This is a genomic window from Streptomyces sp. LHD-70 (assembly GCF_031157275.1).
In the GTDB taxonomy this organism is placed as follows: Bacteria; Actinomycetota; Actinomycetes; order Streptomycetales; family Streptomycetaceae; genus Streptomyces.
On sequence record NZ_JAVIFW010000007.1, the window covers coordinates 17,687 to 34,366 of the forward strand.

The 16,680-nt window shown below is 72.4% G+C and carries 11 protein-coding genes; 10 read left to right on the forward strand and 1 reads right to left on the reverse strand.

What is annotated here, in order from left to right; genetic code table 11:
* Positions 1 to 44 precede the first annotated feature (44 nt).
* The 8 genes from RCO28_RS14970 (at position 45) to RCO28_RS15005 (ending at position 12,766) form a co-directional block, all read left to right on the forward strand.
* The gene (locus tag RCO28_RS14970; protein ID WP_308941603.1) at positions 45 to 2,945 is read left to right on the forward strand and encodes a DEAD/DEAH box helicase; all 2,901 of its coding nucleotides are present in this window, start codon (positions 45 to 47) and stop codon (positions 2,943 to 2,945) included.
* Positions 2,942 to 4,300, forward strand: coding sequence for an SWF or SNF family helicase (locus tag RCO28_RS14975; RefSeq protein ID WP_308941604.1), 1,359 nt, complete (start codon positions 2,942 to 2,944; stop codon positions 4,298 to 4,300). Before RCO28_RS14970 ends, RCO28_RS14975 begins: the two co-directional genes overlap by 4 nt.
* Before the next feature lie 495 nt (positions 4,301 to 4,795).
* Entirely contained in the window at positions 4,796 to 6,358 is a 1,563-nt protein-coding gene (xylB, locus tag RCO28_RS14980) for a xylulokinase (RefSeq protein WP_308941605.1), read from the forward strand.
* The gene (locus tag RCO28_RS14985) at positions 6,355 to 7,557 is read left to right on the forward strand and encodes an MAB_1171c family putative transporter (protein ID WP_308941606.1); all 1,203 of its coding nucleotides are present in this window, start codon (positions 6,355 to 6,357) and stop codon (positions 7,555 to 7,557) included. The genes xylB and RCO28_RS14985 overlap by 4 nt, the downstream gene beginning before the upstream one ends.
* On the forward strand, positions 7,554 to 9,002 hold the full coding sequence (locus RCO28_RS14990) for a pyridine nucleotide-disulfide oxidoreductase (RefSeq protein ID WP_308941607.1): 1,449 nt from the start codon (positions 7,554 to 7,556) through the stop codon (positions 9,000 to 9,002). Before RCO28_RS14985 ends, RCO28_RS14990 begins: the two co-directional genes overlap by 4 nt.
* A gap of 241 nt (positions 9,003 to 9,243) precedes the next feature.
* Entirely contained in the window at positions 9,244 to 10,260 is a 1,017-nt protein-coding gene (locus RCO28_RS14995; protein WP_308941608.1) for an acetamidase/formamidase family protein, read from the forward strand.
* A gap of 124 nt (positions 10,261 to 10,384) precedes the next feature.
* Positions 10,385 to 11,035 carry a peptidoglycan recognition family protein gene (locus RCO28_RS15000; protein ID WP_308941609.1) on the forward strand — a complete coding sequence of 217 codons (651 nt, stop codon included), beginning with the start codon at positions 10,385 to 10,387 and terminating at the stop codon, positions 11,033 to 11,035.
* A 171-nt stretch (positions 11,036 to 11,206) separates the two neighbouring features.
* Positions 11,207 to 12,766, forward strand: coding sequence for an FAD-dependent oxidoreductase (locus RCO28_RS15005; protein WP_308941610.1), 1,560 nt, complete (start codon positions 11,207 to 11,209; stop codon positions 12,764 to 12,766).
* A gap of 137 nt (positions 12,767 to 12,903) precedes the next feature.
* On the opposite strand, the gene RCO28_RS15010 is transcribed toward RCO28_RS15005, so the two are convergent.
* Positions 12,904 to 13,275 (reverse strand): DUF6479 family protein, encoded by a 372-nt coding sequence (locus RCO28_RS15010; protein ID WP_308941611.1) that lies wholly within the window; start codon positions 13,273 to 13,275, stop codon positions 12,904 to 12,906.
* A gap of 246 nt (positions 13,276 to 13,521) precedes the next feature.
* Here RCO28_RS15010 and RCO28_RS15015 point away from each other — a divergent pair, with 246 nt between their 5' ends.
* Positions 13,522 to 14,784 carry a GAF domain-containing protein gene (locus RCO28_RS15015; protein ID WP_308941612.1) on the forward strand — a complete coding sequence of 421 codons (1,263 nt, stop codon included), beginning with the start codon at positions 13,522 to 13,524 and terminating at the stop codon, positions 14,782 to 14,784.
* A 244-nt stretch (positions 14,785 to 15,028) separates the two neighbouring features.
* On the forward strand, positions 15,029 to 16,552 hold the full coding sequence (locus RCO28_RS15020; RefSeq protein ID WP_308941613.1) for an aldehyde dehydrogenase family protein: 1,524 nt from the start codon (positions 15,029 to 15,031) through the stop codon (positions 16,550 to 16,552).
* The last annotated feature ends 128 nt before the right edge of the window (positions 16,553 to 16,680 follow it).

Here is a 16,680-nt window from a genome sequence, read left to right on the forward strand (position 1 = left end):
CGGCGACTCGCTCGGTAGTCAAATTTGAGGAATTCGACATCCCTGTGCCTAGGCCACCCGCAGTCACTCTCTCCGAGATCCTTGAACTCTCCTTCTGTAGTGCCGTTTTTCTGCCGGGAGACCCGGCCCGAACCGGCCGTGTGGCGTTCTGGCACAGCGACGGCCAGGATCCCCCGGCGGCCGGGATCGGCACCGTTGAGGAGCTGACCGTCGCCCTGCCCGCGGACTCCGGAGCGGTAGAGCTCGCACGGGTACCCGCGCGGTTCATGTCCGTAAGGGAAGCGCTCCCTGTGCTGACGCGGGCGCGCACTCTTGAAGAGGCCGATTCCGCGTCGGCGTTCTGGGGTGCCGCTGCCCTGTGGGGGCTTCAACTGGTCGCGCGCGGACTGCTGTTGCCCGGCCTTTCGGCGGACGACCACGACGCCTGGCGCGTCGGCCCGCTGACCGCCGACGACCTGCGGCTGCTGCGCGACCTGGCGGCCGCGATGCCACCCACGGCACACGCGGCACCCCAGGCCCTCAGCGACGCGCACTCCCACGAATCCCTGCTCCTCCCCGACCCGGAGCGGCTGCTGCGCGCCTTCCTCGATGCGATGGCCGACACCCTGCCCCGCTCCCCCGCCGCCGAACTGGCCGCCGGGCAGCGGGCGTTCGCGGCCGAGGCGCCGCAGCTGCTGCCCGGGCAGCGGGAGTGGGCGGCCGATGTGGCGGCGGGGCAGGACGCGGGCGTACGCGTGTCGCTGCGCGTCGAGGTCGCCGGGCTGACCGGCGAGGGCGCGGAGGAGGCGCCCGGGTCCTTCCGTGCCGTGCTGCAGATGCACAGCGTCAGCGACCCCGCTCTGGTCGCCGACGCGGCCGACGTGTGGGCCGAATCGGGGCCCGCGGCACGGTCGTTCGGGCCGCGAGCGCGTCTGGACGCCCTCCTCGCGCTGCGCCGCGCCGCGCGTGCGTGGGCGCCGCTGGCGCCGCTGCTCTCCGCCGCCGTGCCGGACGCCGTGGAGCTGGCGGACGAGGACGTGACGGAGCTGCTCGGGCCCGCGTCGCGCACGCTCGCGGCGGTGGGTGTGGACGTGCACTGGCCGCGCGAGCTGGCCCGGAAGCTGACCGCGCGCGCGGTGATCGGCCCGGCGGAGGACGCGGAGACTCCCGGCGATGCCGGCCACGGCGGCGGTTTCGGTGACGGCATGCCGTCGTTCCTGTCCGCTGACGCGCTCCTCACCTTCAACTGGTGGTTCGCCCTCGGCGATCAGCAGCTGACGCGCGAGGAGCTCGACCAGCTCGCGGAGGCCAACCGCCCGGTGGTCCGGCTGCGCGACCAGTGGGTGCTGTTCGACCCGGAAGAGGCACAACGCGCGCGTGCCCAGCAGGACCACAAGGTCAGCCCCGTCGACGCGCTCGGCGCGGCGCTCACCGGCTCGACGGAGGTCCAGGGCCGGCGCGTCGAGGTCGAGCCCTCCGGGTGGCTCGCACGGCTGCGTGAGCGGCTCGCGGACCCCGAGACGGCCGCGCCCGTGGAGCAGCCGGCGGCGCTCGCGGCGACGCTGCGCGACTACCAGCTGCGCGGCCTCGGCTGGCTCGCCCAGATGACCTCGCTCGGCCTCGGCGGCTGCCTCGCGGACGACATGGGCCTCGGCAAGACGATCACACTGATCGCGCTGCACCTGCACCGGCAGCAGGACGAGGCCTCCGCCGGGCCGACCCTGGTGGTCTGCCCCACGTCCCTGATGGGCAACTGGGAGCGCGAGATCCGGAAGTTCGCGCCGGGCACCCCTGTGCGCCGTTTCCACGGGAGCACGCGCAGCCTCGACGACCTGGCTGCGGGCGAGTTCGTGCTCACCACGTACGGCACGATGCGCCTCGACGCGGCCCAACTGGCGGGCGCTGCCTGGGGGATGGTCGTCGCCGACGAGGCGCAGCACGTGAAGAACCCGTTCTCCGCGACAGCGAAGGAGCTGCGCGGAATCAGGGCGCACGCGCGCGTGGCACTGACCGGCACCCCGGTGGAGAACAACCTCTCGGAGCTGTGGGCGATCCTCGACTGGACCACGCCGGGGCTGCTCGGCCGGCTCGGCACGTTCCGCTCCCGGTACGCGAAGGCCGTGGAGGGCGGCGGCGATCCGGCCGCCGCCGAGCGCCTCGCCCGGCTGGTGCGGCCGTTCCTGCTGCGGCGCCGCAAGTCCGACCCCGGCATCGCGCCGGAGCTCCCGCCGAAGACCGAGACCGACCGTGCCGTGTCGCTCACCAAGGAGCAGACGGGCCTGTACGAGGCGGTGGTGCGCGAGACGATGGCGGCGATCGCCGCGGCCGACGGGATGGAGCGGCGCGGCCTGATCGTGAAGCTCCTCACGGGGCTGAAGCAGATCTGCAACCACCCGGCGCAGTACCTCAAGGAGGAGCGCCCACGGGTGTCCGGGCGCTCCGGCAAGCTGGAACTCCTCGACGAGCTGCTCGACACGATCCTCGCCGAGGACGCGAGCGTCCTGGTCTTCACGCAGTACGTGCAGATGGCGCGCCTCATCGAGGGGCATCTGGCGGCGCGTGGGGTGCCGAGTCAGTTCCTGCACGGCGGTACGCCGGTGGCTGGGCGCGAGCGGATGGTGGAGCGGTTCCAGGCCGGTGAAGTGCCTGTTTTCCTGCTGTCGTTGAAGGCTGCGGGGACGGGCCTGAACCTGACGCGGGCCGAGCATGTCGTGCACTACGACCGCTGGTGGAACCCTGCCGTGGAGGCGCAGGCCACGGACCGTGCGTACCGCATCGGGCAGACCCAACCGGTGCAGGTGCATCGGCTGATCGCGGAGGGCACGATCGAGGACCGGATCGCGGCCATGCTGGAGCGCAAGCGTGAGCTCGCCGACGCGGTTCTCGGCTCCGGCGAGGCGGCCCTGACCGAACTGACGGATGCGGAACTGGCCGATCTGGTGGCGCTTCGAGGGGGCACGCGATGAGTGGTGGACACGAGCGGGACGGCCTGCGCGGCGGCTACGAGGAGCGGGACGAGTCGTACGACGGGCCTGGACAGGGTGCGGAGGAGCGGACGTTCGCGGCGCTTCCGCCCGCGCACGGGCGCGGCTTCGCCGTCACCTGGTGGGGGCAGGCCTGGCTGAAGGCGCTGGAGGACACCGCGCTGGAGACCGCCCAGCTCAAGGCGGGCCGCAGGCTTGCGCGTTCGGGGGCGGTGGGTGCGGTGTCGGTGCGGCCGGGGCGGATCACCGCCGTGGTGAACGACCGGGACGGCACCGGGCACCGCTCCGACGTGCTGTTGCAGCAGCTCAGTGCGGACGAGTGGGACACCTTCCTCGACATGGCCGTCGAGCGGGCCGGGCACATCGCGGCGCTCCTCGACCGCGAGATGCCCCCGCACCTCGTGGAGGACGCGGCGGCGGCCGGGGTCGAACTCCTGCCGGGCATCGGCGACCTGGAGCCCCAGTGCACCTGTGACGCGTGGGACCACTGCGGGCACACCGCGGCGCTCTCCTACCAGCTGGCGCGGCTGCTCGACCAGGATCCGTTCGTACTGCTCCTGCTGCGCGGCCGGGGCGAGCGCGCGCTGCTCGACGAGCTGCAGGTACGCAGCGTCGCGCGGGCCGCGCAGGACGAGCCTGAGGGGGAGGCCGCGCCCCGGCAGCCCGAGGCGGCCGAGGGGGTGCCGGCCGAGGAGGCGTACGCGACGGGCGGCATCCTGCCCCCGCTGCCGCCGCTCCCCGTGCTGCCCGAGGCGCCCGGCACGCCGCCGTCCCTGGACACGGAGAAGGCGCCCGCGCCCGGAGTGGACGCCTCCGCCGTGGAGTTCCTGGCCGTCGCGGCCGCGGCCGAGGCGCACCGGACGCTGACGGAGGCGCTCGCGCCCGGCCACGGGCCCACCGCACCCGAGGCGCCGCCGACGACCGCCGAGGACGCGGTGCGCCTCGCCGTGGACGCCGGGCCGGATGCGGACCTACGGGTGCTCGCGCGCATCGCCGAGGGCACGGAACGCGACACGGAGGGGCTCCGACTGGCCGTGCGGGCCTGGCAGTTGGGCGGTGCGGCGGGTCTCGCCGTACTGGAGGAGGAGTGGACGCCGCAGGCGGAATCGGCTGCACGCGCGCGTGCCGCGCTGGAGACGGCCTGGGACGAGGACGAGCGGCCCGCCCTGCGCGCCACCCGCAACCGCTGGACCGCGCCCGGCGCCCGCACCCAGCTGCGCCTCGGCCGGGACGGCCGCTGGTGGCCCTACCGCAAGGAACGCGGCCGCTGGACCCCGGCGGGCCCGGCGGCACACGACCCGGCGACGGCGCTGGCGGCGGCCGCCGGGGAGGCGTGAGCGCGGACACGTCACTGAAGGCGGGCGCGGCGACACCTCGGTACGCGGGGTGCCGCCGCACCGGCGTCTCGCGCGACGCGCGCACCCCGCCGATTCCCTCGCACACCTTGCAAAGCAATCCGTCAGGCCCAGCGAGGTGCGTGCTTTTCCCCTCCCCGCCCCTTCCCGACTGTGTCGATATGCGGCTGGCGCCGCCTGGCCTGCGGACAGCTCCCGGGGCTCCGCCCCGGACCCCGATCGCCCTTCGGGCTCGTCCTCAAGCGCCGGACGGGCTGAGTTTGGCGGGCTGGGGCTGAAATTCAGCCCCTCCGGCGTTTGAGGAGGGGGTCCGGGGGCTGGCCCCCGGGACGGCACCGCGGGGTACGTCCAGCTCCGCCGCTGCCCAACGCTCAGGCGTGCGCCGTTTCTTCGCAGCACACAGCCCATTAGTATCCGGGGCGCCCCGCCGTACACCGGGGCGCCCCCGGGTAGGCCGCCTCGCGAATCGGAGCCGTCATGTCAGCAGCCGATGGACCTCTTGTCGTGGGCGTGGACAGTTCGACGCAGTCCACCAAGGTGCTCGTCGTGGACGCCGCCACCGGGCGGGTCGTGGCGAGCGGGCAGGCGCCGCACACCGTGTCCTCGGGTGCGGGACGCGAGAGCGACCCCGAGCAGTGGTGGGAGGCCCTGGTCGAGGCGTTGCGGCAGTGCGGGGACGCCGCGCACGAGGCGGCGGCGGTCTCGGTGGGCGGGCAGCAGCACGGGCTGGTGACGCTCGGCGCGGACGGCCGCCCCGTGCGGCCGGCGCTGCTGTGGAACGACGTACGGTCCGCGCCGCAGGCGGCCCGGCTCGTCGAGGAGTTGGGCGGCGCGCAGTGGTGGGCGGGGCGCATCGGGAGCGTGCCCGCACCGGCGTTCACGGCGCCCAAGTGGGCGTGGCTGCGCGAGCACGAGCCGGAGGCCGCGGCCGCGACGAAGGCGGTGCGGCTGCCGCACGACTACCTCACCGAGCGTCTGACAGGCGAGGCGACCACCGACCGCGGCGACGCCTCCGGCACCGGTTGGTGGGCCGCCGCCACAGAGTCGTACGACACCGACGTGCTGTCCGCCGTCGGCCTCGACCCGGCGTTGCTGCCACGCGTGGTGCGGCCCGGCGAGGTCGCGGGGACGGTGCGAGGGCGTGCGGAACTGCCGTTCTCCAAGGGCGTGTTGGTGGCGGCTGGTACGGGTGACAACGCGGCGGCCGCGCTCGGTCTTGGGCTGCGGCCCGGCACTCCGGTGCTGAGCCTCGGCACCTCGGGGACGGTGTACGCGGTGTCCCGGGAGCGTCCGGCGGACCCGTCCGGCACGGTGGCCGGTTTCGCGGATGCGCGCGGCGACTGGCTGCCCCTGGCCTGCACCCTCAACTGCACGCTCGCGGTGGACCGCGTGGCGGCGCTGCTCGGCCTGGACCGTGAGGCGGTCGAGCCCGGCGGCGGGGCGACGTTCCTGCCGTTCCTCGACGGTGAACGCACCCCGAACCTGCCCACCGCGTCCGGGCTTCTGCACGGCCTCCGGCACGACACGAGCGGCGGTCAGGTGCTGCAGGCGGCGTACGACGGTGCGGCGTTCGCGCTCCTCAGGGCCCTTGACCTCGTCCTCGGCGGCAAGGCGGATCCGCCCAGTCAGACGGGTCCGGCGGGCCGTGCGGGACAGGCGGGACTGGCGGGTCACGCGGGTCGGGCAGGACAGGCAGGACACGCAGGCGACGCCTGTACGGGCGAGGGCGCGCCGTTGCTGCTCATCGGCGGTGGGGCGCGCGGCACGGCGTGGCAGCAGACCGTGCGCCGGTTGTCCGGGCGGGCCGTCCAGGTCCCGGAAGCACGCGAGTTGGTGGCGCTTGGCGCGGCCGCGCAGGCGGCCGGGCTGCTCACGGGCGAAGACCCGGCCGCGGTGGCCCGTCGTTGGGACACGGCGCGGGGAACGCTCCTGGAGCCCGTACGCCGCGACGAGGAGACGTTGGAGCGGCTCGGGGCGGTGCTCGACGGCGCGGGTCCGCTGCTCGGTGCGCCGGGGCGCTCCCTGGGAGAGAGGCAGTGAGCCCGGGCGACTACTACATACCGGCGTACGTCCTGGGCTTCGCGCTGGCCCTGAAGCTGCCCGCGCTGATCAGGAACTGGCGCGATCCCCTGCTGTGGTCGCTGTGCACGCTGATCTTCCTGGCCGGCCTTGTGTTCACGTTCGCGGCTCCGCCGACCATCAAGGTCGTCAACTCGGCGTCCGGCGTTCCGAATCTGGCCGCGCCCGTGACGTACTCGATCCTGAGCGCCCTGTCCGCCTCCTGTTTCGTGCTGCTGATCTGCTGGCACAGCGGGGACCAGGCCACGGTGCGGCGTGTCAGCGGCTGGTGCGCGGGCGGGTTCGGGGCGGTGTCGGTCGCGCTGTTCGTGCTGTTCTTCCTGGGGCACGCGCCCGTGGAGCGGCTGCAGGACTTCGACACGTACTACGCCAACTCCCCGTACATCAGGGAGATGATCCTGCTCTATCTGGTGGCGCACGGCGCGTTCTGTGTGGGCATGAGCGTGCTGTGCCTGCGCTGGTCGCGCAAGGCGACGGGCTGGCTGCGGGCCGGGCTGCTGCTGCTCGTGTACGCCTTCGCCATCACGCTCGGGAACGCGGTGTGCAAGCTGACGGCGGTGGTGGCGCGCTGGTACGGCGTCGACTGGGACGTCCTGAGCACGTCGATCGGCCCGCCGCTCGCGGCCGTCGGCGGCACGCTCTGTCCGGCCGGGTTCCTGCTGCCGATGGCGGGCCCGCAGGTGGTCGGCAAGTGGCGGGACTGGCGCGCGTACCGGCAGTTGGGGCCACTGCTGCAGGAGCTCGACTCACGCTCGGCGAGCGGCCCGCACGAGGTGCCCCTCGGTCCGCTCACGTCGCTCACCCTGCGCGTGATGCAGCGTGAGACGGCCATCCACGACGCGCTCCTGCGCCTGGGCCCCGCCCTGGACGCGCGGATCCGCGAGCAGGCCACGGAGGCCGCTCGCCGGGACGGGCACGGAGAGCGGGACGCCGAGGTCGCGGGCACGGCCGCAATGATCGCGGTGGCCGCGCAGCTCGAACGCCTCGCGCCGGACCGGCAGGCCGCGGGCCGCGACGACGCCGCGCGACCCGGCCTGCCGCCCGGGGCGGTCCCGGCCGAGGAGGCCGATCTGCGCAGGATCTCGCAGGCCATGCGCCATTCGGCGGTCGTGGCCCGGTTCCGCCGGGAGGCGGCCGAAGCAGAAGGACAACACGTATGAGCACCGTTCCCCGCCCTCGTCCCCGCCGTGCCGTGGTCATCGGCGGCGGCCTGACCGGCACGCTGGCCGCCGCGGCCCTCGCCGAGCAGGTGGACGAGGTCACCGTCGTCGAGCGCGATGCCCTGCCGCAGAGACCGTCGCCGCGTCGATCGCTCGCGCAGGCGCGGCACGCGCACATCCTGTGGTCGGGCGGTGCCCGCGCGATCGAGAGCCTCTTACCGGGCGTCCTCGACGACTGGACGGCCGCCGGGGCGCACCGCATCCCGCTGCCGTCGGCGCTGGTGTCGATGACGCCGCAGGGCTGGTTCCGGCGGGGCGGCACGGAGATGCAGTTCCTCATCTCCTGCAGCCGCGACCTGCTCGACTTCTGGGTACGGCGCCGGGTCCTGGCCCTGCCCGAGGTGCGGCTGCTCGAACAGACCGTGGTGACGGGCCTGTTGGGCTCGGCGGGCCGGGTGCGCGGGGTGCGGGCGCACTCCCCCGGCGGTGGTGTGCAGGAGTTGCCGGCGGACCTCGTGGTGGACGCTTCGGGCCGCGGCACGCGCGCGGTGCAGTGGCTTTCCGGGCTCGGGATCGGCCCGGTCCGCGAGGCGGAGGTGGACGCCGGGGTCCTCTACGCCAGCCGCCTCTACCAGGCCCCGCCGGGTGTGGCGGACTTCCCGCTGGTCAACGTGCAGCCTCGGGCCAACACTGGGGAGCCCGGCAGGGGTTCGATCATCGTGCCGGTCGAGGGCGGGCGCTGGCTGGTGACGTTGTGCGGCACGCGCGGTGCGCACCCTCCGCAGGCGGCGGCGGAGTTCGAAGGGTTCGCACGCGAGGTGCGCGACCCGGTCGTGGGTGAACTCATCGCACGAGCACGGCCGTTGGACGACGAGGTGACCCTCTCCCGCAGTACGTACAACAGGCGCCGCTATCTGGAGAAGTGCCGCACCTGGCCGGAGGGTTTCGTCGTCCTCGGGGACGCGGTGGCGACGTACAACCCGGTGTACGGGCACGGCATGTCGGTGGCGGCCCAGGGTGTCCTTGCGCTGCGGGCCGAGCTGCGCAGGAACGGGCCGCAGGCGACGGGGCTCGCGCGCCGGGTGCAGCGGGCCGTCGCCACGCCGATCGACATGGCGTGGCAGATGGCGGCCGGGCAGGACGTGCTCTACCCGGAGGCGACCGGGCCGCGGCCGACGTTCCTGGAGCGTGCCGGGCAGCGGTACATCGACCGGCTGACGTCGACGGCCACATCCCGCCCGTACGCCGCCCGCAGCCTCCTGGAGGTCATGACGCTCTCGGCACCGGCGACGGGCCTGTTCCGCCCCAGGCTGGTCCTCGCGGCGCTGCGCGGGCCGAGCCAACCAGCTCTCACCGCACCGCCGTTGACGGACGAGGAACGCGCGATGGTGTACGGGAACGGCGACCGGCCCGAGGCACCCCACGCGGGGGGCACGCGCGCGTAGAGGCGGTTTTCGCCGAACGTGAGGGGCCGCACGCGCGCGAAGAGGCGACTTTCGCGGAACGCGGAACGTGAGGGGGCCGCACGCGCGCGTAGAGGCGGTTTCGGGGAGGCGGGGACCAACACGCTTGCGTACAGGCAGACTTCGGGCAGCGGCACGCGCGTAGACCGCGTTCCGCGCGGGCACAACCAAGGTGCACCCGGCACGGCCCCCCACGACCACGACAGAGCGGAGCAGTGCCGCGATGAGCGACCCGAGGATCCTCAGCGTACGTCCGGAACCCGGTGACTACGCCTGGACGTTCGGCGGCGCCCCGCCCGTCGCCCGCATCGCGCCCGGTACGGTCCTCGACCTCTGGACGGAGGACTGCTTCGGAGGGCGCGTACGGTCCGAGAAGGACCTGGTGTCCGAGGTGTGCGAGTTCCCGTACCTCAATCCGCAGACCGGGCCGTTCCACGTAGAGGGCGCGGAGCCGGGCGACACGCTGGCGGTGCACTTCGTGTCCGTGGAACCGGCGCGCGACTGGGCCGCGTCGACGACGGTGCCGTTGTTCGGGGCGCTGACCGGCACCCACACCACGGCCGGGCTGCAGCCGCCGTTGCCGGAGCAGGTATGGATCTGGCAGCTGGACCGGGAGCGCCGTACGGCCCGATTCGCCGCGCACGACAGCGAGTTCACCGTCGACCTGCCGCTGGATCCGATGCACGGCACGGTCGGTGTGGCGCCGGCGAATCTGGAGGTGCGCTCGGCCCTGGTGCCGGACGCGCACGGCGGCAACATGGACACGCCGGAGATGAGGGCGGGGGTCACCTGCTATCTGGGCGTGAACGTGGAGGGCGCGCTGTTCAGCCTGGGCGACGGGCATGCGCGGCAGGGCGAGGGCGAGACATGCGGCGTCGCCGTCGAGTGCGCCATGCACACCGTCGTGATCGTCGACCTGATCAAGGACCTGGCCACGCCGTGGCCGCGCATCGAGTCCGACACGCACCTGGTGTCGACCGGTTCCGCGCGCCCGCTCGAGGACGCGTTCCGGGTCGCCCAACTCGACCTGGTCCGCTGGCTGGTGCGGGACTACGGCTTCAGCGACATGGACGCGTACCAGTTCCTCACGCAGGCCGTGGAGTCGCCGCTGGCCAACGTCTGCGACACGAACTACACGAGCGTGGCGAAGGTCCGCAAGGAGTGGCTGCCGCAGCGCGAGAGCCACCGCGCAGCGCACGCCCGCCTCCGCCTGTCGGCAGCCGCACTCACCTCCCTCTGAGCCTCCCTCTGAGCCCTCCCAAATAAGAAACCGCTCCTGCCCCTACGACCACAACTCCCCCACCGCGCCACCCGAGGAGCACATCCCGCACCTGAACTCCCCCACAGGAAAGGCAGGTCACCCCATGGACCGCGCACGCGGAGTCCCCACCGGAGGTCCGAGCAGGCGCCGTCTGCTGCAGGGCGCCGCCCTCGCCGCCGTCCCCGCCGCCCTCCTCGTCCCCACCCGGACCGAAGCCCTGCCGCAGCCCCCGAAGCTGCCGAAGCTGCCGAAGCCACGGAAGCGCCCTGCCGACTATCCGGACGCCGAGTGGGTCCCGGCGAGCACCTCCAACTACACGGTGTCGAACCGGCCCGTGACGTACCCGGTCGACTTCGTCGTCGTCCATGTCACGCAGGAGACGTACGACGACACCCTCGCGATCTTCCAGAACCCGGACGCGCAGGTCTCCGCGCACTATGTGGTGCGCTCGGCGGACGGGCACGTCGCGCAGTGCGTACGGGACCGGAATGTCGGCTGGCACGCCGGGAACTGGGACTACAACACGCGCAGCATCGGCATCGAGCACGAGGGCTGGGTGGACCAACCGGAGTGGTTCACGGAGGCGATGTACGCGTCGTCGGCGGAGCTCACCGCGTATCTGTGCGCCACGTACGGCATCGCGAAGGACCGGGGCCACATCATCGGCCACAACGAGGTGCCGGGCGCGGACCACACCGATCCGGGGCCGCACTGGGACTGGTCCCATTACATGGACTTGGTGAACTCCCTGTAGCTCGTGCGGCGCCTCTGGCCCGTGCGGTGCCTCTGGTCCCGTGCAGTGTCTCCAGCGCCTCCAGTTCGTGCGGTGAGTGAGCGCTCACCACCCTCCGTCACCGCCGATATGCCCCGGATGGTCGAACGTGCCACGATGAGGAGGCCGGCAGGGGACCCGTCAGGGGACGACATGGCTACGCAGCAACGACCGACCGTGGACGCGTCGTACTGGATGGTCACCGCGTCCGGTACGGACCACCCGCCGCCGGAGTCCGATCAGACCGCCGACGTGGCCGTGATCGGCGGCGGCATCGCGGGCCTGTGCGCCGCCTGGGAACTGGTGTGCGCGGGCCTCGACGTGATCGTCCTGGAGGCGGACCGGGTCGCGGCCGGGGTGAGCGGGCACACGACGGCCAAGGTGACCGCGGCGCACGGCCTCAAATACGCGCGGCTCGAGGCGGAGCACGGCGGTGAAACAGCGTATCTCTACGCCCGGTCACAGCAGGAGGCCGTCGAGCGGACCGTCACACTCTGTGCCGAGCTCGGCATCGAGGCGGATCTCGAGCGCATGCCCGCGGTCACGTATCTGCGGGATCCGGAGCGCGTCGGCGAGCTGAAGGAGGAAGCGGCCGCGGCGCGGCGGGCCGGGCTCGACGCGTCGTTCGTGACGGAGACGGGGCTGCCCTTCGACGTCGCGGGCGCGGTGCGCGTGGACGGTCAACTCCAGTTCCATCCGCGGAAGTTCCTGCTCGGCCTCGCGGAGCGCGTCACGGCCGCGGGCGGGCGGATCCACGAACACTCCCGCGTCACGGCCCTGCACGACGGCGCGCACTGCCGACTGACGGTCGAGAGCCCGGACGGCGGCAAGGGCGTGACGGTGCACGCGGGGGACGTGGTGATCGCCACGCACTACCCGGTCTTCGACCGCACGCTGCTGCTCACGCTCCTCGAACCTCGGCGTGAGCTGGTCCTCGCGGCGCCCGTCACGGCGGCAGCGGCGCCCGTGGGCATGTTCATCACCCCGGAGGACGGTACGCGTTCACTGCGCAGCGCCCCGTACGACAGCGGGCGCAGGCTGCTGATCGTGACGGGCGAGGCCTTCGAACCGGGCGCCGGTGGCGTACGGGAGCGTTTCGAGCGGCTCGACGCATGGGCGTGCACGGAACTGCCGGGGTTCGCGGAGGCGGACCGTGTCTACCGCTGGGCGGCGCAGGACAACGACGCGATGGACCAGCTGCCGTATGTGGGCCACGCACATCCCGGCAGCCAACATCTGTATGTCGCCACCGGGTTCGGCGGCTGGGGCATGAGCAACGGCGTCATGGCGGGACGCCTTCTCGCCGCGCACATCGCGGGCGGGCCGCGTCCGGCGTGGACCGAGCTGTACGACCCGCGCCGGCTGCCGCCGGTCCGGGACGCGGGCCATGCCGTCGCGCAGCAGGCCTCCGTGGCGGGCCACTTCATCGGGGACCGGCTGCACACCGGCGAGCCCGCTTCCCTTGCGGACGTCGCGCGCGGGGGCGGTGCGGTCGTACGCCTGGGCGGCAAGCCCTGCGCGGTGCATCGCGACGACACCGGGAAGGTCACCGCGCTCTCCGCGCGCTGCCCTCACCTCGGCTGCCTGGTGCACTACAACGACGCCGAGCGGACGTGGGAGTGCCCCTGCCACGGTTCCCGGTTCGCCACGGACGGCTCGGTCCTGCAGGGCCCGGCCACGCGTCCGCTGAAACGGCGCGAACTCCCCGAATGACGCCGGGCCAAATAGCGCCATTGCCGGGCCAAATAGCGCCAATGATGCCTCGAACTCCCCGAATGATTCGGGGAGTTCGAGGCATTCCTGGGGGAGTTCGTTCAGTGCCTGGAAATTGTCTGGAAACTGCCTGGAAACTACCGGAGACCACCGCTGCCGAAGGACCCGCTCATTCCCGGAGTCCAGCGAGGTGGCGTCTGGTTCTCGCTCCTTCTCGATCCTGAGGCGTGGAGTGCGTACGGCATGAGCCGTTCGCTTTCCTCCTTGGCCTGCGGCATTTCGTCTGCCTCCCGCACTTCCCGAATCTCTCGGACCGGTCCGGAATCGGGCAGCTTCGGCTGCTCCTCCGGTCGAGGTCGGTGCGGCTCTCGGTCTCGCACTCTGTTGCCCAGCCAGAAGGCCCCGAGCAGGCCGCCGACGATGACGATGCCACCGACGAATGCGGCGATACGCCCGACGGCGCCACTGGAAGCAGCCAGGTCGAACAGTTCACTCGTTGCCGTGATCATGATGGCGGGGCACCCGAATTCCGGGCACCGATTCACCTCCCGTAATCAACTCGAGCGATCCCTCCTCGAGCGTTCATTTTACTCCGCACCGGGTTATCGGCAGTGGGAGCACCCCACGAACCCCATGTGACCGAATCATCACCGTCCGGACACGACTTCTGTTGTCATGGCTGTTGTCGGCTCGTACGAGCGAGGCGACGATGACTGGAGCAGCACGGACCGCAAGGCCCGTTCAGGGAGGCAGAGTTGACCGATCCATGGGTGGCACTCCCGCCGGGCACCGACCGCGTCGAGCGGGTCCGGATGCTGCGCCGCGCGCACTCGGTCTTCACGTCGGCGGGGACGGTCGCCCGGCCGGTGCGGTCGGTCGTGGCCGACTCGTGGCGGCGCTCGGCGCGGGCGCGGGTCAGCCCTGAGGGCACGGCCCGGGTCGAGCTGGTCGACGGCGATCTGGGCGCGTACCGGGCGCAGCATCCGCTGTCGCGGGTCATGCCGCTGTTCCGTGAGCTGATGAGCACGTTCGCGATGGACGGGGAGCATCTCCTCGCGGTGTGCGACGTGCACGGCAGGCTGCTGTGGGTGGAGGGGCACGCGACGACCAGGGCGCGTGCGGAGCGCATGAACTTCGTGCCGGGCGCGCGCTGGGCGGAGTCCGCGATGGGCACGAATGCGCCAGGTACGGCGGTGGCCGTGGGCCGCCCTGTCCAGGTCTTCGCGGCCGAGCACTTCAGCCGGCCGGTGCAGCCCTGGACGTGCGCTGCGGCGCCGGTGCACGATCCGCACACCGGTCAGCTGATCGGCGCGGTGGACATCACGGGCGGCGACCGACTTGCGGAGCCCATGAGCCTGGCGTTCGTCCAGGCCGTGGCGCGGGCCGCGGAGGCCCAACTCGCCCTGGACCGGCGCCCGTCGCGCCGTGCGACGGTCGAGCTGTACGCGCTGGGCCGGGACGAGGCGCTGCTCGTCGCGCACGGGCGGAAGACCCGGCTGAGCCGTCGGCACAGCGAGCTTGCGGTGCTCCTCGCGCGGCATCCGGAGGGCCTGACCGGGGACCAGCTCCTGCTCGGGCTCTACGAGGACGAGTCGATGTCGCCGGTGACGCTGCGGGCGGAGCTGTCGCGGCTGCGCTCGCTGCTCGGCGCCGAGCTGCTGGCGTCCCGCCCGTACCGCTTCACGGCCGAGGTCGACGCGGACTTCCTGCTCGCGGAACGGCGGCTCGCGGCGGGGTCGGTGTCCGGCGCACTCGGTTCGTACAACGGTCCGCTGCTGCCGCTGTCGCAGGCTCCGGAGGTGGCCCGGCTGCGGCACCAGCTTGAGCGGTCGCTGCGGGACGCGCTGATCGAGCGCGCCGATCCGCAGCTCCTCGCGGACTGGGCGTACAGCAGGTGGGGCGGTGACGATCTCGACGTGTGGCAGGCCTTGGTGGCGGCCACCCGGCCGGGCACTCCGGAGCGTGCGGCGGCCCGGGCGCGACAGCGCGACCTGGACGCGGAACAGGCGGGTCCGTAACGGCCGGGCGCAGGCCTTCCCGTAGCGGCTGGGCGCAGGCCCTCCGTACCGGCCGGGCGCAGGCCCTCCCGAACCAGCCGGGCGCAGGCCCTCCCGAACCGGCCGGGCGCAGGCCCTCCCGAACCGGCCGGGCGCAGGCCTTCCGTACCGGCCGGAGGCAACGTGGTTGCAACCTCCCCGTCCCTAGCCTCCCCGGCAAGGGGCTGCCCGAAGGCGGGCGGCCGTTCCCGGGAGGCCCGCAGAGATGACCCGTTACGCCGCGCCCGGCACCGAGGGCGCCCTCGTGTCCTACAAGTCCCGCTACGACCACTTCATCGGCGGCCAGTACGTGCCGCCGGCCCGTGGCCAGTACTTCGAGAACCCCAGCCCGGTCAACGGTCAGCCGTTCACGGAGATCGCCCGCGGCACCGCCGAGGACGTGGAGCGCGCGCTCGACGCCGCGCACGCGGCGGCGCCCGCGTGGGGGCGCACGTCCACGACCGAGCGCGCGCGGATCCTCAACAGGATCGCCGACCGGATGGAGGCCAACCTCGAACCGCTTGCGGTCGCCGAGTCCTGGGAGAACGGCAAGCCGGTACGGGAGACGCTGGCCGCCGACATCCCGCTCGCCATCGACCACTTCCGGTACTTCGCGGGGGTGGTGCGCGCCCAGGAGGGCACGTTGAGCGAGATCGACGACGACACGGTCGCGTACCACTTCCACGAGCCGCTCGGGGTCGTCGCGCAGATCATTCCGTGGAACTTCCCGATTCTGATGGCCACTTGGAAGCTGGCGCCCGCACTCGCGGCGGGCAACGCGGTGGTCCTGAAGCCGGCCGAGCAGACCCCGGCGTCGGTGCACGTGTGGCTGGATCTGGTGGCGGATCTGCTGCCGCCGGGGGTGGTGAACGTCGTCAACGGCTTCGGCGCGGAGGCGGGCAAGCCGCTGGCGTCGAGCCCGCGGGTCGCGAAGGTGGCGTTCACCGGGGAGACGACGACGGGGCGGCTGATCATGCAGTACGCCTCGGAGAACATCAAGCCGGTGACGCTCGAGCTGGGCGGCAAGTCGCCGAACATCTTCTTCGACGACGTGTGGTCGGCGGACGACGCCTTCCGCGACAAGGCACTTGAGGGCTTCACGATGTTCGCCCTCAACCAGGGCGAGGTCTGCACGTGCCCGTCGCGCGCCCTCGTCCAGAGCGGCCACTACCGCGAGTTCCTCGACGCGGCCGTGGCCCGCACGGAGCGGATCGTGCCGGGCCACCCGCTGGACACGGACACGATGATCGGCGCGCAGGCATCCAACGACCAGCTGGAGAAGATCCTTTCGTATCTGGACATCGGCCGGCAGGAGGGCGCGAAGGTCCTCACGGGCGGCGAACGCATCGAGTACGACGGCGAGTTGGCGGGCGGCTACTACGTCCAGCCGACGATCTTCGAGGGCGACAACCGGATGCGGATCTTCCAGGAGGAGATCTTCGGCCCGGTCGTCTCGGTGACCTCGTTCGACGGCTACGACGACGCCTTGAAGATCGCCAACGACACGCTGTACGGCCTGGGCGCCGGCGTCTGGACCCGGGACATGAACACCGCGTACCGCGCGGGCCGTTCGATCCAGGCGGGCCGCGTCTGGGTGAACAACTACCACGCGTACCCGGCCCACGCGGCCTTCGGCGGCTACAAGCAGTCGGGCATCGGCCGGGAGAACCACCGGATGATGCTGAACCACTATCAGCAGACGAAGAACGTTCTTGTTTCATACAGCCCTAAGAAACTTGGGTTCTTCTAGAGTCCAAGTCGGTTGCCTGGAGACTCCGTTCCACTCCAGGCAACCTCTACACCTGCGCTACCCTCCGCGATCGCTTCAACACCCTCGCGCCACGATTGGCGTCTTAAGCGAATTCTCCTGGACCAGTA

Coding starts and splice junctions, on each gene's coding strand:
- RCO28_RS15005 (WP_308941610.1), top strand. CDS start 11,207: ATGGCTACGCAGCAACGACCGACCGTGGACGCGTCGTACTGGATGGTC.
- RCO28_RS14975 (WP_308941604.1), top strand. CDS start 2,942: ATGAGTGGTGGACACGAGCGGGACGGCCTGCGCGGCGGCTACGAGGAG.
- RCO28_RS14995 (WP_308941608.1), top strand. CDS start 9,244: ATGAGCGACCCGAGGATCCTCAGCGTACGTCCGGAACCCGGTGACTAC.
- RCO28_RS15020 (WP_308941613.1), top strand. CDS start 15,029: ATGACCCGTTACGCCGCGCCCGGCACCGAGGGCGCCCTCGTGTCCTAC.
- RCO28_RS15010 (WP_308941611.1), bottom strand. CDS start 13,275: ATGATCACGGCAACGAGTGAACTGTTCGACCTGGCTGCTTCCAGTGGC.
- RCO28_RS15000 (WP_308941609.1), top strand. CDS start 10,385: ATGGACCGCGCACGCGGAGTCCCCACCGGAGGTCCGAGCAGGCGCCGT.
- RCO28_RS14990 (WP_308941607.1), top strand. CDS start 7,554: ATGAGCACCGTTCCCCGCCCTCGTCCCCGCCGTGCCGTGGTCATCGGC.
- xylB (WP_308941605.1), top strand. CDS start 4,796: ATGTCAGCAGCCGATGGACCTCTTGTCGTGGGCGTGGACAGTTCGACG.